A 22160-nucleotide genomic window follows, 5' to 3' on the forward strand; every position below is an offset into this window, starting at 1 on the left:
TAATACTTGCGGTTTTTTAGCATTAATATTGGTATTGCTTCCGATACAGCTAATGAATATGAAATACCCTATCATACAAAAAGAACATTTTTTTCAGCCATTATGGACATATTAGAATTTTGCGAAAGTTGGGAAAAATGCAAGTCATACATAGAATCCAGATACAATTTTAAGATAATAAATTAAAGAACAATGAATATTATAAAACAAACATTAAATAGAATAATAAATAATAATTACAAAGTAATGAAAGAAGGAACAGTAAAATTTTTCAATACTGCCAAAGGATTTGGCTTTATTAAACTCAAAGATTCTGATGAAGATATTTTTTTACACCAAAGCGGTATTATAGATGAAATTCGTGAGAACGATAACGTAAAATTTACGATGGAAAGAGGTCAAAAGGGAATGAACGCAGTCAATGTTGAATTGATTAAATAACAAGTCCTACCTCTCTAAAAATGTTGAAAAGCCATCTATTGAAGATGGCTTTTTATGTCTTATATCCTATACTGACAATACACTTAAATGTTGAGTATCTAATATCTAATCTCAAATATAATAGAGGTGTTGTGATCGTATGAGAATGCTTAAAAATATGTTCCCAAAGTAAAACTCCGTACAAAAAACAAAAAAATGACAATACAGATAAAACTTTCCTTAATAGCACTGATTTTTTTTACCATTGGCTATTCCCAAGAAATAAATCGAATAGAACAACTAGAGGGAGTGTATCAAGGACGTATTAAAGGAGGTTATTCGTTTTGTTATAAAACCGTATCTGGATTTGATGAGATATTGGTTTTTAATGAAATTTTGTCTGTTATACTTAAAAAATATCCATTACATACGGATAAAAATATTGGAGAAAATTTTATCATCTCGTTTACCAAGGATATAATTATTGAGAAAAAAAAGAGTAGAGAAGTGTCAACCATATTACGCTTACAAAAGCTTGTACCTGGACAATATCTTCGAGAATGATATAAAATCCTAATTCCTACCGTATAAATAAATACCTTACATATAAACGATTACAAATATGAGTACAAAACTATTCATAAAATACATGGTTAGTTTACGATGCAAACTGATGGTCAAAGAAGAGTTAAAAAAACTTGGATTGCATTATTTGGTTTTAGAATTAGGTGTGGTTGAGCTCTTGGAAGATATAACTAAAGACCAACGCCTTGAACTGAAGAAAAATCTAAGTAAATCTGGCTTAGAACTGATGGAAAATAAAAAAAGCATTCTAATTGAAAAGATAAGAAATGTTATTGTTGAAATGATTCATTATACAAATGAAATTCCCAAAGTTAATTATTCTGATTATATAAGTGAAAAAGTTGGTTATAATTACACATATCTAGCAAATATATTTTCAGAAGTGAAGGGAATTACTATTCAGCAATTCATCATTATCCACAAAATAGAAAAAGTTAAAGAATTACTTATTTATGATGAACTAAATCTTACAGAAATAGCTTATAAACTTCATTATAGTAGTGTTGCTCACTTATCTAATCAATTTAAAAAAATCACAGGTTTAACACCCACTTTTTATAAAAAACTGAAGGAAAAACGTAAACAAAGTCTAGAGGATTTATGATAAATAAACATAAATTCATATAGCTTGTTCGATGTTCAAAATGTTTGATACTGCAGAAAAGTGTGATATATGTAATGTAGGCTTAAACTAGTGTAACACATTAAAGTATTAATTAACTGAATTTCGTATCCATAACGAACTCTTTTTTATAGATGAAGAGGTATTCATTATCTAAAAACAAAAACCATGGCAAAAGGAAAAGAAGGTAAATCTAAGTTAGGTAAAAAAGCACCTGTAAAAAGTTTGAAAGAAAAGAGAGCTGCAAAAGCTGCAAAAAGAAAGGAGAAACGGAGCGAGGAATAATTAGTAAATACAAATCGTTGCTGACGTATTCTAATTTAACATTAATCATCCATAATATCTTTTATGAAGAATAAAGAACTAGAAAAATCCTATAAGTATAAATTGGTTGATACCATTGATTATGTGCCTGGATCTGTGGTGATGAAAACAATTCTAAAGAAAAACACGGGAATAGTAGCCATATCATCATTTGATAAGGGAGAAGTCTTGACTTTTACAACTTCTCCTTTTGACAATTTTATTCAAATTATTGATGGGGAAGCTGAGATTATTATTAATGAAGAATCAAATATTGTTGAAACAGGTCACGCAATTATTATCCCTGCTCATGCAATAAATATAATGATGGCAAATAAACGATTTAAAATGATATCGATTATCATTAAAAGTGGTTATGAAGATGTAAGTATCTAAAATTTGAAAATAAAGTATATGGAAAGGCAAGAAAGTAAATTCAAACCGGGCGATACCGTTTATGCCAAAGTAAACCCTGAAGTCAAATTGGTCGTACGGTTATATTACCGGCGAATATACTATTGTACGTTTGCTGAAGATCCTAAGAAAAAGGAAGTAGTATTTTTTGAAAGAGAGCTTGTTCAATGAATGTTAAAAATAATAAAAATTAAGAATTAAATGACATACATATAAATGACAAAAAAAATACACATAGCAAAAAAGCAAAGTTTTCATTTCAATATCCCGAAAAGTAAACCGAAGATTGCTTACTTCATATTGGCACATCGTTTCCCTAAACAATTCAGACGATTATTTAAGACAATTTATCACCCAGGAAATCACTACTTAATCCATATTGATCAAGAATCCGATGCTTCTACTAAAAAGGGTATTAAAGCTTTTTTAGAAGATTATTCTAATGCTTATATTTTAAGAAGTGAGAATGTAGTGTGTGGAGGATACAGTCGAGTACAGTCTGAAATTAATGGAATGAAGTATCTCTTAAAACGTTGTCTCAAATGGGATTTTTTTATTAATCTAAGCGATCAGGATTTTCCTTTGAAATCTAACAATTTTATATTTGATTTTTTGGGCAAGAACATCGGTAAAAACTTCATGAAGATTGCTAATCAGATTAGAGATCGCCCAGATACGATGAATCGAATTGAAAACTATTTTCACGAAACTGATATTGGTTTTTCGGGCATACCTTATCAAAGATCCTTCATGAAAAATGTAACCCCATATATAGGAGGGCAATGGATGATCTTGACTAGGACTTGCTGTGAATTTATCTGCTATAACCCTGAAGTAAAAAAATTTGAAGATTTCTATCACAATATATGGTTGGCAGATGAATCATTTTTTCAAACAGTACTAATGAATACTTCATTCAAAGAAACAATCGTAAATGATGATAAAAGAGCTATTATATGGATGTCTGACGAAGGGATGAAATTGAAACCTAAAACTTTGACTGGATCAGATATTGACTTTTTGATGCAAGGAGACAACTTATTCGCCCGAGAATTTGATGAGAATATTGATGTGTTGGTATTGGATTTTTTGGAAGAATCTATAAAAGCAGATCCAATACTAAACAATTCTATTAATATAGATTTTAATCTTATTCCAACTCATAATATGGATACAAAAAAAAGTGTCGTATTAAGCCCAGAAACAATTATAAATCCTCCTACTCAATTAAGAAAACTTAATGGCAATAAATAAATAGTAAAATGGCTAAAATGAATATTACGAGAAGTTGGAGGGAGCAAAAGGTGATGCTAAAACGAAGGTTTTCTTTTCTATCGGACGGGGATTTTGATTTTAAAGATGGACAAAAAGAAGCAATGCTTGATAATCTTGCTGTTAAACTTAAAAAAACAAGAACAGAGCTAGAAGTACTTTTTGCTGAATTACAAACCTATTGAATTATACTTAACAAAAATAATCATGCATAAATTTAAAATACAACCTCTTTCTGATAGGGTGCTTGTAAAAGCAGACATCGCAGAAGAAAAATCAAAAGGAGGTATCATTATACCGGATACTGCTAAGGAGAAATCTCAAAAAGGTATCGTACTAGCCGTCGGAAAGGGAAAGAAAGATGAACCCATGACCGTAAAAATTGGTGATGCCGTATTATATGATAAATATTCGGGCACAGAAATTACGGTTGAAGGAATTGATGCACTTATTATGAAAGAGTCAGATATCTTTGGTATTATTCGGCCAGTCAGATTAGAACTCATATAAAAAGATTTAACAAATATATGTTGAAACTAAGATGATGAGTTATGTATAGATATGAAGATTAACAAATCAGTATATCCTAAAGATAAAAGGGAGTTTTGTCAGGGTATTTAAAAACAGTTGATTGTACATAAGACTCTTCTAAAATGGCATAGTGAGCATATTTTTTATTTTTTTCTACTGCCCAACCAATATTGCCATAGTCAAAATGCCAATATTCTTTATGATCACACACAAAATCTTCATTCTCGAAAAGTTTCATAAGTAGCTTACGGTTTTTCCTTGCTTCCTCACTAATGCTAGGATGTTTGGGGTAACATTTTTCATTTAAATCTATATGTAGGCCATCGTTAGTTCCGAAATCCAGGACACATTTCTTTCGCAAATCATAAATCAAAGCATCAACCGCGCCTCCAGTTGAATGGGTAGATTGTTTTCTTGGGGCGATAAACCTTGATACTAGCTCATTAATTTCTTCTGCGTTTTTTTTTGGATATTTCTTTTTCATAAAACTTGCTTTTCGCTCCCATAGTTTCTGCTGATGCTCAAATGATCTCCAGGCAGATCTAATAATTAACCTTTTGTCCTGATCATCCAGAAGCTTACTTATTCGACCTATTTTTTCGTAGACCTCTTTTCTAACTAAATAACGATAGTTTTTTTGAATGGACTTTTCGAATATTAAATTAAAATTAGAATCCTGAAGACTTATCAATGGGCTTAGATCATCTTTGATAGTCATAATGGCTGCTTTCTTTTTGTGCGACCTATTTTTCTCTTCGACTACAAGACAATAATCTTTTGCGCTTATTGGAGTCTTGATGTTTTTAAAAATATAGGGTGAATTCATAGCGGTAACTAATGCTCCATATTTTAATGTAAATGACACCTCGTCTCCAACTTTTAAGTCTTCTTTTTTGGCATTGATTATAATGTGATCCCCACCCGCTCCTAGGATTTCAATATTTAATTTTGGGGTTAATCCATTCACCATTACATCTTGAACCCCCATGGCTAAGATAGCTCGTTTTATCATGCCTTGGTCTTTTAAATTTGGTTTGTTACCAAAAGCGTTAAGACCAATTTCGCCATCTGGTACTGATGATTTGTTTTTCAGTTCGATAACCTTGGCTGTCAACATAAAGGCGTCTTGATAAAGTTTTGGAATCGGCTTTCCGCTTAAAGGTTCATAACCTAAAAATATAGACTCTCCAAGTCTCAAATTATTAATCTTGCCTAAATCTTTTGTAGTATTAAACCAATTATAATTAGCTGAGTTCCCTCCTGAGATTATAGATAGCTTTATGTTGAACTTCTTCTCAATACTATTAGCAATAGAGGATAGTATGTCCATTTTTTCCGCGGTGGGTTTAACTCCGGAAAAGCAGGCAAGATTTGTACCTATACCTTCAAGTTTAATACCTTTTAGAGTTAGTACCTTTTTGATAGTGTTTTCCAATTGTAACGGTAATATTCCTTCACGTAAATCTCCTAATTCTACCATTAGTATAATTTTATGGATCTTACGGTGTAGGATAGCATATTCTGAAAGTTTTTTTATTACAGATAATTCCGAGTTTAAACTCATATCAGTATCTAATACTACTGATTCCGTTTGACTGATCATTGGAGTTCTAATCAACAGGAAATTTGCTTTGACTCCAGCAATACGCATTTTTTTGATATTTGATATTCTGGAGTCAGCAAGAATTTTAATCCCGCTCTTTACCAAAATATTAGCAATATGAGGATCCGCACAAACTCCTTTAGTAACAGCAATGATATCTATACCTTTTGACCGAAAAAGGGAACTTAAACCCTTAGCGTTATTAGCAATTTTGTTAAGATTAATATCTATTCTTGGGGTTGGCATAGTAGTGGATTGATACGATTTAAATCAGGAAATATTTCTTAAAGTTTTTCTACCAATTTACCACAGTCGTTTTTTAGGACATCAGTAACAGGTAATTGATATTTTACTTCATAAGCCTTTGTTATATTTTCAACTTCTTCGTCAATCATATCTTCGTGATTGCAATTACCTTAGACCCAGTGAAGGTTTCTAACATTTTTATTTCACTCTCAAGTGTTGGCATTAGAATATCTGGAAAATCACACCTGTTGCGCCTTTTTGGTGGATGTTGAAGGACAATAGCCTTAGGCATAGCACCTTTTAGGGTAGCACTTGAAGAGGTAAATGCCGGATGGCTCAGTGCTCCTTGTCCTTCCACTACAATAATATCGGGTTGTTCCTTGATTGCTTCCAGAACAGCATTTTCAACTTCTCCGTTTGCAAAACCAGAGCTTAGTACATCTATGGCAATACCATATTTGGAACCTTGAAGTATTCCTGTCTGACCTGTAGTTATGAAGATCGCATTTAAACCTATTTTCTTTAGGGCTTCTACTAGCTTAAGTGCTGTAGTTCGCTTACCAACCGCACAATCTGTACCAAATACTGTTATGACAGGAGTTTGAACGTCTCTGATTTGCCCTGTAAAATTATGAAGGTTTTCTTTTGAAGGTGGTTTTCTTACATCAAAAATAGATACATTGTATTTATTTGCAAGCTCTATACAAACTGGATCATCCGAAAGAAACTCTGGTAGTCCATTTACAATATGCATTCCAGATTTAATGGCTGTGTAAATAACTTTTTTCTCTTCATTATTAAGTAATGGTGCGAGTGGAGCAATCCCATAGATAAAGTATTTTGGAACGCTATCTAATATCTCAATCGCTTTGTTAAAATTTTGGAATATTGGTATCTCATTTTTAATTCCATCCAAATACTCTCCGGCATCAAGACCTGATTTAGCGCTATCTATAATCCCAACGATTTTATACTTTCCAGAATGCCTGACAAGACCATTTGCGACTTTACCATCTAATTTGCCAAATTCATTTTCGCAATAAACTATTGCTGATGTTTTCATAATTTGTGCGATTTAAGATAAAAAATAGATTTTGGAATAGTTTAACTTCCCACCAATGCTCTGGCGGTCAAACCTAATTCCCATCTATCGGGGTCATTTTGAAATCCACAGTAATAAACTCCATTAATATATCTTCGAACGATAAGAGAAATATTAGGATTGATTTTAGTGAATACGGTATCTCCTATTTTGTATTTACCAATTACCTTATTATCAAGTTTCATATCTACTATATTATAATTTTTTAATACCTCTTTAATAAAATTTGATCCTTCTAATCTTATTCTTAGAGTTGTTAAGTTTCTTTAAATTCCGGAGATCATACTTGGAGGATCATAATCGCCGGAACCTAAAGTTTTATTAGTAAATTACTAATAAAAAGAAACAGAAAAATGGTTGTAAGAGAATTGTCTTTTTACAAAACCTATTCTAACAATTATTTTTTACTATTTTTTGAATAATAGTCTTTCTTTAAAAAAGAATCATAATTTAAAATGTAAATATCTTTATAATTAATTAATTAAAGGTTGTATAATAAGAGTTGAATGTTACATAAATCACAGTTTTGGTACTATTTGATATTATTATAGGAAAAGTAATAAAATTTAAGATTTCAGAACATGGTTTATAATCACTTATATGTTTTATTTACTACGTTTTTGTCTAAAATGTTTAAAAACCTATTGATTTATTAACATAATATTTGGAATTATAAGCATTTCAGTACTGCGTTTTTGCTTCTAGAAAGAAATATAAACCATGCTCCGTTTTGGAGCATGGTTTTTTAGTACGGAATTGTTGTTAAATGTATCGGTTTGCATGCTCCAAAAAAATATAAAAAACTCTGATACAAAGTGTTGTGGTTTTTTTGATCTGTCCTCATAACCCGAAGGTCGCAGGTTCGAGTCCTGCTCCCGCTACTAGGAAAAAGCTTCAGAAATAATCTGAAGCTTTTTTTATTCTCAAAATTAGATGTGCAGTATTTTGGTTTTCTTCGCATAAGCTCACATAAAATTCAAAAACATAACACATTCATGATAAATGTCATATTTATCGGATTCTACAGGAATTACTTTTGGAGTATATTTTAAAGTAATGCCTATGAAAACAAATATTCAGTTCGTGCAGATGCCAACCAGTGAAACTATGGAGGGTTATGTGCATGAAAAATTAGAAAAACTCTACAGGAAATACGATTGGATTATTAAATCCGATGTTTTTTTTAAAAAAGAAAATGATCCCAAAGGAAAAGGGAAAATTTGTGATATAGAACTAAGTATTCCTGGTCCTAGAATTTATGCTACTTCCAATGAAAATAATTTTGAAATGGCATTTAAAGAAACTCTTAAGGATATCGAGACACTGCTTAAGAAAAAGAAGCAGGAGATCAAACCATATCATTAGTACCATTTACAAATTTGATAATATTCGATTCTAAAGGGTGCTATCAATCAATATACTTATCTAGAGGTGCTCTATGAATTTATTTATAAATCCATACATATAAACCCATGAAATAAGCCATAACAATTAAGTTGATATCCACCGATATGATTAGATGGCGATTCGATCTGACCATTAAAAAACAATAAAAATATAAACAGATGAAAAAAATTCTTGTCCCTGTAGATTTTTCGGAATATTCCGAATACGCTTTAGAAGCGGCGGCTATTATTGCTAAAAAATTAAACTCAGAAATTATCGTATTACATATGCTTGGTTTATCAGAAGCCATTCTTACCAAAGATGAAAGTCAGGAAGTAGCAGAAGCTATGTATTATATGAAACTAGCAGAAAAAAGATTTAGCACTTTTTTAGATAAACCGTATTTAGAAGGAATTAAAGTTTCCGAAACGGTTCAGAACTATAAAATCTTTAGCGAGGTAAATAAAGTGGCTAAAGAATATGATGCAGATCTCATCGTAATGGGATCACACGGAACAAGTGGAATGAGCGAAGACATATTCGTTGGTTCGAATACAGAGAAAGTTGTACGAACTTCGGATGTGCCGGTATTGGTAATTAAGCAAGCGGTCACAGATTTTAAGATACAAGAAGTGGTTTTTGCCTGCGATTTCAAAATAGAAAATATTCGCCCTTATGTAAATGCAATTAACTTGTTCGAATCTTTTGGAGCTAAAATACACCTATTGTATATTAATCTTCCTGGAGATAGTTTTAGAAGCTCAGACCAAATAGAAGAAAGGGTGAAAGAGTTTTTGTTTAAAGCTGATGCTGGAAGTATTGAAAGGTTTAAGGACGTTGTTTTTTATAATGATTATACCGTAGAAAATGGTATTTACAAGTATAGTAATCAGGTAGATGCCGATGTGATTGCTATTCCAACTCATGGAAGAAAAGGACTTTCTCACTTTTTTAATGGAAGTATTGGAGAGGATATAGCAAATCATGCTAATAGACCTGTGATTACATTTAGAATTTAAATCACATATAAAATAAGTTGAGTTTGTATCATAACGGTTGACAAATAGTCAACCGTTATTTTTTTATCTATTCTTGGAAGTATATACATTCTTTTTTCTAATATATTAATTGGTACACTAGAGCTGTTTTCAATCTAATGAAAACTGCTAGTTACCTATCATAGGAATGTCTTTGTAATTTCTAATTAAATGCATGACCGTTGTTATTGGAATTTGGATACTATACGTTCCAGTGTAGGATGGACAAATAATACAATCATCAAAATAGTAAGTGATAGTTTCGTCATTGATCACAAAATTGTTTTTATAAGCATTAAAATCTGATTCTGAGATTTCCCAACAGTCGTAATACATTTCTCCAGAATGGATAGCTGCTTTTATTTCATCATTCAGAATACTCAATAATTCTTTTTCAGAGCCTAGATCAAAGAAGTCATTGTAATATATAAATTGATGCGTATCCATTTCATAATTAAGACATTCAAACATATACGTAGAATGTTTCATACCCGAATAATAGTTTTCTTTATAAATAACTACACTAACTAAGTCGTTTTTGGCATTGTATATTTTGTAATCGATCAATCTTTTATCCATACATCGAGCTATTTGCATACTGTCGCAAAAGATTACCTTATCCTCCATGATTTCATTTTCAGTAGCTTCAATGTTTAAATAAGTTTCACTTATATAAGTGTTAAAGACAGCATACCCTTTATTAATGTCTTCGTTGAGATATGGATAGGTATAATCCAAAACATAATAATCTTCTGCCTTGTATAATTTTTTATTAATAACTAAATATTGCAGCTGTGCTTTATCATCGGGAGCAGTAATTAATTTTTTTCTTTTGATTGCCTTCGTTTTTTCTTGGTGCATTTCTAGATTTTCTTCAGAAAAAACAGCTATAGAATCGATATCATCACTATTTGTATCATGATTAGTAGCTTTTGTATGAGAAGGTTCGGGATGAGAAGATGCTTTTGGTTTACAACCTATTGCACATATAATCAGGATAAGAATTAAATATTTCATAAGTATAATTTTATAGTATCAATGTATATCGGATATGCTAGAATAAAAATGACTTTTATCATCTTAATTATCGAACAGATTTTAAAAACAAAAAAGAGTGAACCTTAATAAAAGTTCACTCTTTTTTCAAGTTTATTAATAATGTAAATTAAAAGAGAGTATTGATAAGAATAATTAATGAGTTTATTGCTAAGCTGGTGATCAAAAGATCTAATACCAATTTTGGTTTTTGTACGGTTAATATAGCTGCGTTATGAGCACTACAAATCGCTACACTTAGAAATACCGTAAACATTTCTACAGCGCCATGACCACCCATTAAAGTAGACATAATTGCTACAGAACCTAGACAGGTGGAAGCGATAATTGCTAAAGCAGAATATCCAATGTAATTTTCAGAAAAGTCGGTGTTTATTTTTGCATATAGTGTCATAATAATTTGGTTTTTAATTTGTTGTAAAGGTATATCAGGTCTCAGAACTGAAATATGATATTTGTCAGTAATGGAAAAAAAAGATTACTTCTCGAAAAGCAATTTTAATTTCCCAAGCATCATTAATTCAGATTTATTTTTTCCGGAGAAAGCACTGGCAATGGCATTACAGGTAGACCATATAAGTTCTTTGATCTGATTGGAAAACATGGAAGTGTGTTCCGTATAAAAGTTTTGGAACTCTTCAAAACAGTCTTCTGCATTAGGTGTTTCATAATCTAACCAATCAAAAACGATTTCTATTTGAAACGCTGCATCTATTCCAAATTCATCTTCGAGATCATCTAGTGGCAACCATTCTGATTGTACAATTTTATGCAAAGATTCATATTCTGAAACGCGTACTACCTTGTCGGATGCAGCAATGGCATAAAATAGTTTACCTAAGCTTTGATACAATGCTACTCCAATGTTTTGTGTTGTATTCATGGTGTGATTTTTTAATATTGAAGTAAAAGTAATAGGTGTTACGGAGAAAAATTATGACATAAATCAGGTTGCTGTTTTTTTGTGTAAATTTGTGGATACACCCAAAAAAACAACCTCCATTTATATGTCATTAACCGGTGATAACACTTTTGATATTCTTTCTGAAGCGATTTCTGAAGGAGTAATTATTGTAGATGAAAATCAAATGATTGTTGCCACAAATAGTGCTTCAGAACAAATTTTTGGTTATGAAAAAGGAGAGCTTAAAGGACAATCGCTAAATATTCTGATTCCACAGCAATATCAAGGAAATCACGGTAATCATTTCCAAAGCTTTATGAAACATAGTCAAAAACGGCAAATGGGAATTGGGAGAGATATTCATGGAGTAAAAAAGAATGGAGATACCTTTCCTGTAGAAGCAGGATTAAGCCCTTTTCAGATATATGATAAAACATTTGTCATGGCTTTGGTCATTGATATCACAGAACGCAAAAACTATACAGAAAAACTGGAAAGCACCGTAAAAGAGCGGACCAAACAGTTACAGGAAGCTTTAGAGAAAGAAAAGGAACTAAATGAGTTAAAAACAAAGTTTTTATCATTGGTATCACACGAATTCAAAACCCCTTTAAGTGGCATACTAACTTCAACTACTTTGATCGGGAAATACCAAAAAACAGAACAACAAGAAAAGCGAGAAAAACACCTTCATACTATTAAAAGTAAGGTGAAGTATCTCGATAATATCTTAACAGATTTTTTGTCTATAGAAAGGCTAGATAGTGGAAAAGTAAATTATAAATTTTCCACTTTTCCTTTGAGCAAAGTAATTAACGAAGTAGTCTACGATGCCAATATGCTGCTAAAAGATGGACAAAAGATCAATTATCCTCAGGATATTGATGAATATACCCTAGAGTTTGATGAAAAAATATTGGAGTTAACACTAACCAATTTAATAGGAAATGCGATCAAATATTCTGGAGAGGGAACTACGATAGATTTGCAAGCCTATCCAGAAAAAGAAACCTTCGTTTTTAAGGTAATTGATCAAGGTATCGGGATCCCAGAAAAAGAACAAAAGTTTATCTTTAACAGATATTTTAGAGCAGAAAATGCATTGTTGGATCAAGGGACAGGTATAGGACTAAATATTGTAAAAAGTCATATAGAAAATCTTGGAGGTTCTATTACTTTTTTAAGTGTAGAAAATCAAGGTACCACCTTTACCGTTACAATTCCTATAACAATAACAGCAACACACAAATAACTAAATGATGAGTAAGGTTTTATTAATAGAAGACGATACAGCATTACGAGAAAACACAGCAGAATTACTGGAATTGTCTGACTATGATGTTACTACTGCGCCTAATGGCAAAGTAGGTATAGAAAAAGCAAAAACCGAAAATCCAGACATTATTGTTTGTGATATTATGATGCCCGAAGTGGATGGATACGGAGTGCTAGAAGCACTATCATTACATAATCATACGCATCAGATTCCTTTTATCTTTTTGTCGGCAAAAACAGAACATAAAGAAATACGCAAAGGGATGGATCTGGGAGCTGATGATTACCTTACCAAACCTTTTGAAGAAGAAGAATTAATAAGTGCAATCGAAAGTCGCCTCGCAAAAGCAGCGATTTTAAAAAAGATGATGACAGGTAGTGCTGTTGCTTCAGAAGATCAAGAGGATACGCTGCGAAACTTACATGAATTGAAGAACTTTTTTGATGATCAAGGTGAGATTTCTAATTATAAAAAAGGAGAAGTTATATATAAAGAAGGAGATCATTCTAATAAAATTTATCTCACCCTAAAAGGAGTGGTAAAAACTCATAAAATGGATGAAAGCGGGAAGGAATTGATCACAACTTTGTACAAACCCGATGATTTTTTAGGGTTTACTTCTTTTATGGATAATATCCCGTATCAAGAATCTGCAACAGCAGTAGAGGAGACCGAACTCGCTGGAGTTTCTAAAAATGAACTAAAAGATATTTTAGCAAAAAGCAATAATATATCCTTGGAACTAATGGAGCTTCTTACAGATAATCTCTCAGATATCAAGGAACAATTATTACAGATGGCCTATAGCTCTGTACGCAGAAAAACAGCACAGACAATACTTCAGTTTGCAGAAATTTTAAATAAAAAAACTGAGGAAAACATTAAAATTTCACGAAACGATTTAGCTAGTGTAGCAGGAATAGCCACTGAAAGCTTGATACGTACACTATCTAGTTTTAAAAAAGATGGTCTAATAGAAATTGAAGGCCGAAATATCAAGATATTAGATTTATCTGCATTACAATTGATGGAATAATTTTTCAATAAATTTCCAAACCTGACATTTGTCATATTTCGGGAGGTAGCGACCAGATATATTTGTATATAACTAGGTGGCGAAAGACATGAATAATATATTAATTCCGACTGATTTTTCTGATAATGCATGGAATGCTTTGGATTATGCTGTTTCTTTTTTCAAGAAAGAGGAATGTTCTTTTTATTTACTTCATGTTTCCGCTTCCGAAATGGTGGCATCAGGAATCACTTCTGAAATTATCATGAATCCTTTTGAAGAAAAAACAACAGTATCAAAACGTTTCACAGATCTTCGAGAAAAAATCAAACAGTTTCCCACCAATAAAAAGCACCACTTTTTTACGCTTCATGAATATGGTTATTTAGTAGATACTATACGAAATATTGTAGCCGAAAAGTCCATTGATTATATCGTCATGGGTACCAAAGGAGCGTCGGGATGGAAAGAAAGAACGATCGGAAGCAATACTGGAGATGTAATTACCAAAGTGAAGTGTCCGATTTTAGTAATACCCGAAAAAGCAACCTATATAAAACCAATAGAGATAGCTTTTCCTACAGACTATAATCTACAGTATAGAAGCAAAGTTTTGAATACCATTAGAACTGTTGTTGCCACTGGTGATGCAAATTTTCGAATCCTTCATATTGCTAAAAAAGAGAAAGAACTTTCTGAATTACAAAAAGAAAATAAAAACCTTCTTGATGATTATCTGGGAGATACTCTAAAGCACAGTTTTCATTTTCTTTCTACCGCTAATATCGAAGAAGGAGTTCAATCTTTTGTAGAAAGTAGTAATATAAATATGATAATGATGATTGCAAAAAATGTGAATTTTTTTCAGCGAATTTTATTTCGTCCTACAGTAGAAAAAATTAGTTATCACACCCATATTCCTTTTTTTGTTTTACACGAATAATAAACCCTAATAATTTCTAACGAATGTGTACAAGTTTAATCACCAAGTATAATGTGCCAGGACCTAGGTATACAAGCTATCCAACAGTGCCCTATTGGAACAATGATATGTTTTCGCTTAAAAAGTGGACAGAATCAGTTCAAAAATCTTTTCATGTTACCAATAATTCTAAGGGAATCAGTATCTATATACATTTGCCATTTTGTGAGAGTTTGTGTACTTTCTGTGGCTGTCACAAACGAATTACCAAAAGACACGAAGTAGAAATACCTTATATTAATGCCGTTATAAAAGAATGGCAATTGTATGTTGACCTATTTGGAACCAGGCCAATAATTAAAGAACTACATTTAGGAGGAGGTACTCCTACATTCTTCTCTTCTGAAAATTTGCAATACTTACTACAAGGTATCTTTTCCTTTGCAAAAAAAGCAGAAGGATTCGAATTTAGTTTTGAGGGGCATCCTAATAATACAACACGAGAACAGTTACAGGTCTTATACGACGTAGGTTTTAGAAGAGTAAGTTTTGGGGTGCAGGATTATGATGAAACGGTACAGAAGGCTATCCATCGTATTCAGCCCTTTGAAAATGTGAAATATGTTACAGAAGTTGCCAGAGAAATTGGTTACACATCCATAAGTCATGATATCGTTTTTGGATTGCCTTTTCAAACAGAAGAAGCAATTATTAGAACAATCAAAAAGACAAAAGAATTACTTCCTGATCGATTGGCTTTTTATAGTTATGCACACGTTCCTTGGCAAAAAGGGAACGGTCAACGTGGCTTTAAAGAATCAGATCTTCCTACAGCTGCTCAAAAAAGAAGACAATATGAAATAGGTAAAGAATTATTAACGAATCAAGGGTATATAGAAATTGGAATGGATCATTTTGCACTCAAAAGTGATGCACTTTATACATCCAAAATGGAAGGAGATATGCATCGTAATTTTATGGGATATACCATTTCTAATACCAAATTGATGATTGGTTTGGGCGCTTCTTCCATTAGTGATAGTTGGTATGGTTTTGCTCAAAATGTAAAAGGTGTTGAAGCTTATCAGAACTTAGTTCATGAAGGAATCATACCTATTTATAGAGGTCATATGTTAACGAAAGAAGATGAAATCATCAGAAGGCATATACTGAATTTGATGTGTCATTTTGAAACAGATTGGAGTATAGATAATCTTCATTTTGATGAATTAGCAGATGTATCTGATCGATTAGAAGAAATGGAAAGTGATGGATTAGTAGAAGTGACAAATCATAATATAAGAATTACCAAAAAAGGACAACCTTTTGTTCGTAATATTTGCATGGCATTTGATTTAAGATTACAGCGCAATAGACCAGAAACGCAATTGTTTTCAATGACAATCTAGAATACGAAGAAGCTTCAATATTGAAGTGTAACAAAAACCAGCATAGTTTTATTCAATTTTAACCCGAATTATATACCGTATGATTCGGGTTTAATTACATTCAAAATTGGTAGAGACAATAGGGGATGCTTGTTTTGGAGAAACATAAGGTATTCCTAGTCCCATTCCTCGTAAAATAAAAAGTAATCCCATTACAATGATAAATATAGGGATCATCTTTTGTATCCGTTGTCGTATCCAAGTTCCTTTGAATAAGTTGTTTGCAAATACTATTGCAGTCATCAATGGAATTGTACCCAATCCAAAAAGAATCATGTATAAACTTGCCTGTACGATATTTGAAGAAGTGATAGCACCAAAGACAGCCATATACACAAGTCCACAAGGTAAAAAACCGTTTAAAAAACCGATGGTTAAAAAGGTATCTGTAGTTTTCTTTTGCAAATTATGACCAAGAGCAGCTTTTACTTTTGTAATTGCATAATAAATTGGTCGGGTAAAAGTGTTTTTCTTGGCTTTAATTGCTGGTACTAGGACTATAAGAATCATTAAAATTCCGATGAAGATCGATAATCCTTGTTGTAGATTAAAAATATGAAAACTTTTCCCCAGTAAACCAAAGAAAAAACCTATCATTCCATACGCTAATAGCCTACCAGAATGATATAATAAAACCTGAAATAGTTTTTTAGCACTATTGGACTTATGTACTGGGAGCATGAATGCGATTGGCCCGCACATTCCTATACAATGAAAACTGCCTAAAAAACCTAATATGAAAGCAGATATTAACACCTAATATGTAAATGATTTTTTATATAAGTAATGGATATCTTCATACTTCCAATCTATTGTAATTTTCCATTTTCCTTCGATCATATTTTCGTCTGGAATTATTATGGTATTTCTTTCAAGATTAATTGGAATAGAAAAGTCTAATTGCTTATTTGATGGACGATATAATGAAATAACTCCACTGATTTTTTGAAATTCCTTTTCTTCAGGAAATGTGATGGACAGACCTATAGGTGTTTTTTTAATAAAAACGTCATTAGGCAAAGCTCTTGCATTTTTCTCGGCGTCAATTTCCTTCTGAAAAGCTAGTTCTTTTTTGTAATATTCCTCGGTTACGAGGTCGTGCTCATATTTCTTGTTGGTATTCATACGTACTACGAAGTACATAATAAAGGTTATGAATCCTATAAATACCAATACGATTGCGGTTCCCCAGTTTATTTTCATGGTCTTAGGTTTTTAATTTCTATCTATAACTTCTTGGCCCCAAAAAAGCCGCATAAGTTGTTTCTATTAGTGTATCATTGCTATAAACTCCTATTTTTAGTTTGTCTTTATCCCCACTTAGCGCAGATGCATGAACCTCAATAAACAATGTTCCTTCGGCCAGTCCTTGTCTAGGCACAACAAAGTTCTTATGCGTTACTTGCTCAATTTTTCCTTGATGTGATAACAACTCAAAATGTACATCTATAATATCTTCAGTGGTTTTGTTCACCAACTTATACGTAAATACATTACTAATCATATTATTTTCCTTTCTTTCATAAAGTTGGCCAGGTAATCGGAGGATATTGGCTTCTACGTCATTTCTTAAGAACAACATTCCAGTAAGTACACCTGTCAGAATCAATAATACACCGGTATATCCTTTTAATCGGGAAGTGAATTCAAATTTTGCTTTTTTTGCAATATTCTCCTCACTTGCATATCGAATAAGTCCTTTAGGTAGGTTCACGCTTTCCATCATATGGTCACAAGCATCTATACAGGCAGTACAGTTAACACATTCTAGCTGGGTGCCGTTACGAATATCAATACCTGTAGGACATACATGTACACATTGAAAACAATCTATACAATCTCCTTTTCCAGTACTTGGGCGGTCTTCATTTTTTTTAAACTTGGCTCTGCCTGTCTCTTTCTCTCCACGTTTGTAATCGTATGCAACTACAATCGATTTTGAGTCTAATAATACTCCTTGTAATCGACCATAAGGACAAGCTATAATACATACTTGTTCTCTAAACCATGCAAAAACAAAATAGAAAACAGCCGTAAAAATCAGTAATGAAACTAGAGTGCTAACATGTTTTAAAGGGCCATCAATGATATATTGTAATAATTGATCACTTCCTATAAGATAAGCCAAAAATACATTGGCGATTAAGAAGGAAATGATAAAAAATATAATCCACTTTGCTATTCTTTTTCTGATTTTTTCTGCATTCCAGACTTGCTTATCGAGTCGGATTTGTTTTCCTCGATCACCTTCTATCCAGTATTCGATTCTTCTAAAAACCATTTCCATAAAAATCGTTTGTGGACATACCCAACCGCAGAATAATCTCCCGAAAGCCACAGTGAATAAGGTGATAAATATAACTCCTATAATCATGGAAATCACAAACAAATGAAAATCCTGAGGCCAAAAAGGAGCTCCAAAAATATTGAATCGTCTTTCCAGAACATTAAAAAGCAGGAATTGATTTCCGTTGATCTTAATAAAAGGAGCAGAAAACAGAAAGATTAACAATCCGTAACTTACCCATTTTCTATATTTATAGAATTTTCCGCTTGGTTTTTTGGGGTATACCCATGCTCGTTTTCCTTCTGCATTTACAGTAGCAATCGAATCTCTGAACTTTTCATTTGTTGGCGTTTCCAAGAGTTTTGATTTTCAATTATTCATTCAGTGCGACAGAGGTTGAATCTGATACTAATTCTTGTGTTTCTTCCTTTGATTGTTCTTTTTTTGGAGCATCAGGATCTATCCATAATTCTCCTTGTGCTTCTTTCGGTTCGGCAGGAGTTGTTCCTTCTAAGGTGATGATATAACTAGCTACCTGAGCCATTTCTGCAGGTTTTAATGTTTGTTTCCAGGCCACCATTCCTTTACCATCTCTACCTCCTTCAGAAATGGTACGAAATATGTTCTTAATTCCACCACCCAAAATCCAATATCTGTCAGTTAAATTTGGACCAATTCCACCTCCACCATCAGCTTTGTGACAGGCAACGCAATTCGCTGTGAAAATGGCTTTTCCTGCACTCATGTCCGAAGCATCAGTTAATAGTGTAACCGTATTTACATCTACTAAATCTTTGGCGGTTTTTTTGTATTCTTCGATCGCAATTTTAGCTTCAGCCATTTCTGTTTCATACTCTTCTCTTTGGGTGTAGTCATTAAACACATGGAAACGTATCATATAGATCATGCCGAATACGATGGTAGCATAAAATCCATATACCCACCAAGGAGGAAGATTATTATCTAATTCTTTAATGCCATCGTAATTATGGTCTAGGATGATTTCATCCTCTTGCGCTACCGGTTTACTATCAAGAAGCTTTAGATAGATATCTTTTAACCATTTGAATTGTTTTTCTTTCTTAATCTTTTGAGCAAGTACATAACGTTCTTGGGCATCTGGTTTTAGAGATAGGAATAGTATATTTTGTAATGCAGCTAAACTAATTTCTATAGCAATAGCAAATAACGCAATCATACCTAATACTAACCAGCTAAGAGGTTCTTCAATAAATGCTGAATTGCCGTTAGTTTCAACTGTAAGTTCTATTAAAATATACGCAATGAGTAAAAAGGTACATACTCTTATATATGATGCGGTTGTTTTCATAATGTTAGGTCTTTATCGATTTCTGTTTCTAATGGTATATGACTTACTTCTTTGATGTGTTCTTTTTTTGCAGAAATAACCCACCAAAATAATGCGGTAAAGAAGATGAAAAATATCAGGAGAGAAATCATAGGATAGATTTCTATTCCCTCGATACTTTCCATATGACCTTTTATAAATTTTAGCATAGCTTTATTCTTTAGTTTGTACTATCGTTTATTCGTCTTGATTTTTAACTTTAATATCTGTTCCTAATCTTTGAATGTAGGCGATAAGTGCTACTACTTCTCGATGTCTCATCTCTATGAAGTCGAACCCATTTTCTTCGGCATATTTCTTATCGGCTTCATAGGTCTTTGCAAAATCAGGATCGGTATATAGATTTTTTTCAATTTGTATAGCTTGCTGGTCCATCCATTCTTGTGCTCTTGCAATCTCCTCTGGAGTATAGGGAACTCCTAGTGTCACCATAGCCTCCATTTTTGTCTCTGTTTGAGATCTGTCGAGCTTATTTTTTATCAACCATTTGTAGCTAGGCATGATAGAACCCGAAGAAGTGCTTTGTGGATCGTAGAAATGATTAAGATGCCAATTATCAGAATATTTTCCTCCTATCCTCATAAGATCTGGTCCTGTACGTTTACTACCCCATAAAAAAGGATGGTCATATATATATTCTCCTGCTTTTGAATATTCTCCATAGCGTTCTACCTCACTTCTAAAAGGCCGAATCATCTGAGAGTGACAAGAAACACAACTCTCTCTAATATAAAGATCACGTCCTTCTAACTCAAGAGGCGTATAAGGTTTCACGCTTGTGATAGTAGGAATATTAGAATCAACCATTAATGTGGGGATGATTTGTACGGCTCCTCCAATAAGAATAGCGATAGTTGCAAAAATGGTAAGCTTTACGGGTCTTCTTTCTAACCAGGTATGGTACCCTTCTTTAGCTGTTCTGTGTCGTGTTACCTTAGTAAGAGGAGCTGCTTCGGCAAGTTCGTCTGCAACTTTGCTTCCACTTTTCACTGTTTTCACAACATTATAGAGCATAATGAATATTCCTAATATGTAGATGCTTCCACCAATAGCACGCATCCAATACATCGGTATAATTTCATTTACGGTTTCTAGAAAATTTCCATATACCAGGCTACCATCAGGATTAAATTGCTTCCACATAGAAGCTTGAACAAATCCTGCTACATACATAGGTAATGCATACATGATAATACCAAGAGTACCTAACCAAAAGTGAACATTTGCCAATCCTGTAGACCATAATTTGGTTTTAAAGAGTTTAGGAATTAACCAATATGCCATTCCAAAAGTTAAAAATCCATTCCATGCTAATGCTCCCACATGAACGTGAGCGATCACCCAATCACTAAAATGGGCAATAGCATTTACATTTTTAAGAGATAACATTGGACCTTCGAAAGTCGCCATTCCGTAACCAGTGATGGCAACTACCATAAATTTAAGTACTGGATCTGTACGGACTTTGTCCCAGGCTCCACGAAGAGTTAATAAACCATTGATCATTCCACCCCATGATGGAGCGATAAGCATTATAGAAAAAGCAACCCCAAGATTTTGTGCCCAATCTGGTAACGAAGAGTACAACAAATGATGAGGACCAGCCCAGATATATATGAAAATAAGCGACCAAAAATGTACTATCGATAATCGATATGAATAAATAGGTCGATTGGCAGCTTTAGGAATGAAATAATACATTAATCCTAAGAATGGAGTAGTAAGGAAAAAAGCCACTGCATTATGACCATACCACCATTGTACCAATGCGTCTTGTACTCCTGCATACACTGAGTAACTTTTTAATGCACTTACAGGAAGTTCAAGACTATTAAAAATATGGAGTACTGCCACAGTTACAACGGTAGCGATGTAAAACCAAATGGCAACATATAAATGACGTTGCCTTCTTTTTAATATTGTTCCGATAAGGTTCCAACCAAAAACAACCCATGTTACTGCTATAGCAATATCAAAAGGCCATTCGAGTTCTGCATATTCTTTGGATGTTGTAAAACCTAAGGGAAGCGTAATAGCAGCACCAACAATAATCAATTGCCATCCCCAGAAGTTAATATTACTGAGAATATCGCTGAACATTCTTGCCTTTAATAAACGTTGTGTAGAATAATATACCCCTGCAAAAATGGCATTTCCTACGAAGGCGAAGATTACAGCATTGGTGTGTAGAGGTCTTAGTCGACCAAAACTCAACCATGATATACCATCGGTAAGATTGGGGAATAAAAACATGAACGCCAGAAGTAGACCAACCGACATTCCTACAATACCCCATAGCATCGTAGCGTACAAGAATTTTTTTACGATTTTATTATCGTAATAGAATTGTTCCATTTCCATG

General features: G+C 32.8%; 25 protein-coding genes. 13 read left to right on the top strand and 12 right to left on the bottom strand.

From position 1 onward, the window contains the following. Positions 1 to 192 precede the first annotated feature (192 nt). From Q1A73_RS12230 to Q1A73_RS12260, 7 genes are all read left to right on the top strand, one after another. Positions 193 to 441 carry a cold shock domain-containing protein gene (locus Q1A73_RS12230; protein ID WP_366141453.1) on the top strand — a complete coding sequence of 83 codons (249 nt, stop codon included), beginning with the start codon at positions 193 to 195 and terminating at the stop codon, positions 439 to 441. A 195-nt stretch (positions 442 to 636) separates the two neighbouring features. After that, entirely contained in the window at positions 637 to 984 is a 348-nt protein-coding gene (locus Q1A73_RS12235; protein ID WP_299605903.1) for a hypothetical protein, read from the top strand. Positions 985 to 1069: 85 nt separating this feature from the next. Next, complete coding sequence (locus Q1A73_RS12240) at positions 1070 to 1609, top strand: AraC family transcriptional regulator (protein WP_299606361.1); 540 nt, start codon at positions 1070 to 1072, stop codon at positions 1607 to 1609. Positions 1610 to 1975: 366 nt separating this feature from the next. After that, positions 1976 to 2326: a cupin gene (locus Q1A73_RS12245; protein WP_299605906.1), complete on the top strand. Its 351-nt coding sequence runs from the start codon at positions 1976 to 1978 to the stop codon at positions 2324 to 2326. A 234-nt stretch (positions 2327 to 2560) separates the two neighbouring features. After that, entirely contained in the window at positions 2561 to 3598 is a 1038-nt protein-coding gene (locus Q1A73_RS12250; protein ID WP_299605908.1) for a beta-1,6-N-acetylglucosaminyltransferase, read from the top strand. A gap of 17 nt (positions 3599 to 3615) precedes the next feature. Beyond that, the gene (locus Q1A73_RS12255; RefSeq protein ID WP_299605910.1) at positions 3616 to 3801 is read left to right on the top strand and encodes a hypothetical protein; all 186 of its coding nucleotides are present in this window, start codon (positions 3616 to 3618) and stop codon (positions 3799 to 3801) included. Between the two features lie 22 nt (positions 3802 to 3823). Further along, positions 3824 to 4126, top strand: a complete 303-nt coding sequence (locus Q1A73_RS12260) for a co-chaperone GroES (RefSeq protein WP_299605912.1) — start codon at positions 3824 to 3826, stop codon at positions 4124 to 4126. Positions 4127 to 4202: 76 nt separating this feature from the next. Here the strand turns inward: Q1A73_RS12260 and Q1A73_RS12265 are convergent, their stop codons facing one another. The 3 genes from Q1A73_RS12265 to Q1A73_RS12275 form a co-directional block, all read right to left on the bottom strand. Continuing rightward, a complete protein-coding gene (locus tag Q1A73_RS12265; protein ID WP_299605915.1) occupies positions 4203 to 5996 on the bottom strand; it encodes an alanine racemase in 1794 nt (597 codons plus the stop codon). Positions 5997 to 6141: 145 nt separating this feature from the next. Beyond that, the gene (locus Q1A73_RS12270; protein WP_299605917.1) at positions 6142 to 7059 is read right to left on the bottom strand and encodes a DUF1611 domain-containing protein; all 918 of its coding nucleotides are present in this window, start codon (positions 7057 to 7059) and stop codon (positions 6142 to 6144) included. A gap of 41 nt (positions 7060 to 7100) precedes the next feature. Beyond that, positions 7101 to 7283 carry a hypothetical protein gene (locus Q1A73_RS12275; RefSeq protein WP_140592049.1) on the bottom strand — a complete coding sequence of 61 codons (183 nt, stop codon included), beginning with the start codon at positions 7281 to 7283 and terminating at the stop codon, positions 7101 to 7103. A gap of 817 nt (positions 7284 to 8100) precedes the next feature. Between Q1A73_RS12275 and Q1A73_RS12280 the strand changes: the two genes are divergently transcribed. Next, positions 8101 to 8463 carry an HPF/RaiA family ribosome-associated protein gene (locus Q1A73_RS12280; protein WP_366141454.1) on the top strand — a complete coding sequence of 121 codons (363 nt, stop codon included), beginning with the start codon at positions 8101 to 8103 and terminating at the stop codon, positions 8461 to 8463. Between the two features lie 200 nt (positions 8464 to 8663). Next, positions 8664 to 9503 carry a universal stress protein gene (locus Q1A73_RS12285; RefSeq protein ID WP_299605921.1) on the top strand — a complete coding sequence of 280 codons (840 nt, stop codon included), beginning with the start codon at positions 8664 to 8666 and terminating at the stop codon, positions 9501 to 9503. A gap of 147 nt (positions 9504 to 9650) precedes the next feature. Here the strand turns inward: Q1A73_RS12285 and Q1A73_RS12290 are convergent, their stop codons facing one another. The 3 genes from Q1A73_RS12290 to Q1A73_RS12300 all read right to left on the bottom strand — a co-directional run bounded on the left by Q1A73_RS12290 (position 9651) and on the right by Q1A73_RS12300 (position 11460). Continuing rightward, positions 9651 to 10538, bottom strand: coding sequence for an RsiV family protein (locus tag Q1A73_RS12290; RefSeq protein ID WP_299605922.1), 888 nt, complete (start codon positions 10536 to 10538; stop codon positions 9651 to 9653). Between the two features lie 148 nt (positions 10539 to 10686). Next, positions 10687 to 10971, bottom strand: a complete 285-nt coding sequence (locus Q1A73_RS12295; protein ID WP_299605925.1) for a hypothetical protein — start codon at positions 10969 to 10971, stop codon at positions 10687 to 10689. Between the two features lie 84 nt (positions 10972 to 11055). Next, on the bottom strand, positions 11056 to 11460 hold the full coding sequence (locus Q1A73_RS12300) for a hypothetical protein (RefSeq protein WP_299605927.1): 405 nt from the start codon (positions 11458 to 11460) through the stop codon (positions 11056 to 11058). A gap of 124 nt (positions 11461 to 11584) precedes the next feature. On the opposite strand from Q1A73_RS12300, the gene Q1A73_RS12305 reads away from it, so the two are divergent. The 4 genes from Q1A73_RS12305 to hemN all read left to right on the top strand — a co-directional run bounded on the left by Q1A73_RS12305 (position 11585) and on the right by hemN (position 16103). Beyond that, a complete protein-coding gene (locus tag Q1A73_RS12305; protein WP_299605928.1) occupies positions 11585 to 12733 on the top strand; it encodes a PAS domain-containing sensor histidine kinase in 1149 nt (382 codons plus the stop codon). 7 nt (positions 12734 to 12740) lie between these two features. Beyond that, a complete protein-coding gene (locus Q1A73_RS12310) occupies positions 12741 to 13793 on the top strand; it encodes a response regulator (protein ID WP_299605930.1) in 1053 nt (350 codons plus the stop codon). 88 nt (positions 13794 to 13881) lie between these two features. After that, positions 13882 to 14715 carry a universal stress protein gene (locus tag Q1A73_RS12315; RefSeq protein WP_299605932.1) on the top strand — a complete coding sequence of 278 codons (834 nt, stop codon included), beginning with the start codon at positions 13882 to 13884 and terminating at the stop codon, positions 14713 to 14715. Positions 14716 to 14738: 23 nt separating this feature from the next. Further along, positions 14739 to 16103 (top strand): oxygen-independent coproporphyrinogen III oxidase, encoded by a 1365-nt coding sequence (gene hemN / locus Q1A73_RS12320; protein WP_299605934.1) that lies wholly within the window; start codon positions 14739 to 14741, stop codon positions 16101 to 16103. Between the two features lie 90 nt (positions 16104 to 16193). Here the strand turns inward: hemN and Q1A73_RS12325 are convergent, their stop codons facing one another. From Q1A73_RS12325 to ccoN, 6 genes are read right to left on the bottom strand one after another with little or no spacing between them, the layout of a single operon-like run. Next, complete coding sequence (locus tag Q1A73_RS12325; protein ID WP_299605936.1) at positions 16194 to 16898, bottom strand: sulfite exporter TauE/SafE family protein; 705 nt, start codon at positions 16896 to 16898, stop codon at positions 16194 to 16196. Continuing rightward, complete coding sequence (locus tag Q1A73_RS12330; RefSeq protein WP_299605939.1) at positions 16899 to 17345, bottom strand: FixH family protein; 447 nt, start codon at positions 17343 to 17345, stop codon at positions 16899 to 16901. A 19-nt stretch (positions 17346 to 17364) separates the two neighbouring features. Further along, a complete protein-coding gene (gene ccoG / locus Q1A73_RS12335; protein ID WP_299605941.1) occupies positions 17365 to 18786 on the bottom strand; it encodes a cytochrome c oxidase accessory protein CcoG in 1422 nt (473 codons plus the stop codon). Between the two features lie 16 nt (positions 18787 to 18802). Then, the gene (locus Q1A73_RS12340; RefSeq protein WP_299605943.1) at positions 18803 to 19759 is read right to left on the bottom strand and encodes a cbb3-type cytochrome c oxidase N-terminal domain-containing protein; all 957 of its coding nucleotides are present in this window, start codon (positions 19757 to 19759) and stop codon (positions 18803 to 18805) included. Further along, positions 19756 to 19947, bottom strand: coding sequence for a CcoQ/FixQ family Cbb3-type cytochrome c oxidase assembly chaperone (locus Q1A73_RS12345; protein ID WP_299605945.1), 192 nt, complete (start codon positions 19945 to 19947; stop codon positions 19756 to 19758). The genes Q1A73_RS12340 and Q1A73_RS12345 overlap by 4 nt, the downstream gene beginning before the upstream one ends. A gap of 28 nt (positions 19948 to 19975) precedes the next feature. Further along, positions 19976 to 22159, bottom strand: coding sequence for a cytochrome-c oxidase, cbb3-type subunit I (ccoN, locus tag Q1A73_RS12350; RefSeq protein ID WP_299605947.1), 2184 nt, complete (start codon positions 22157 to 22159; stop codon positions 19976 to 19978). Position 22160 lies beyond the last annotated feature (1 nt).

The sequence above is a fragment of the uncultured Aquimarina sp. genome (genome assembly GCF_947492115.1).
In the GTDB taxonomy this organism is placed as follows: domain Bacteria; phylum Bacteroidota; class Bacteroidia; order Flavobacteriales; family Flavobacteriaceae; genus Aquimarina.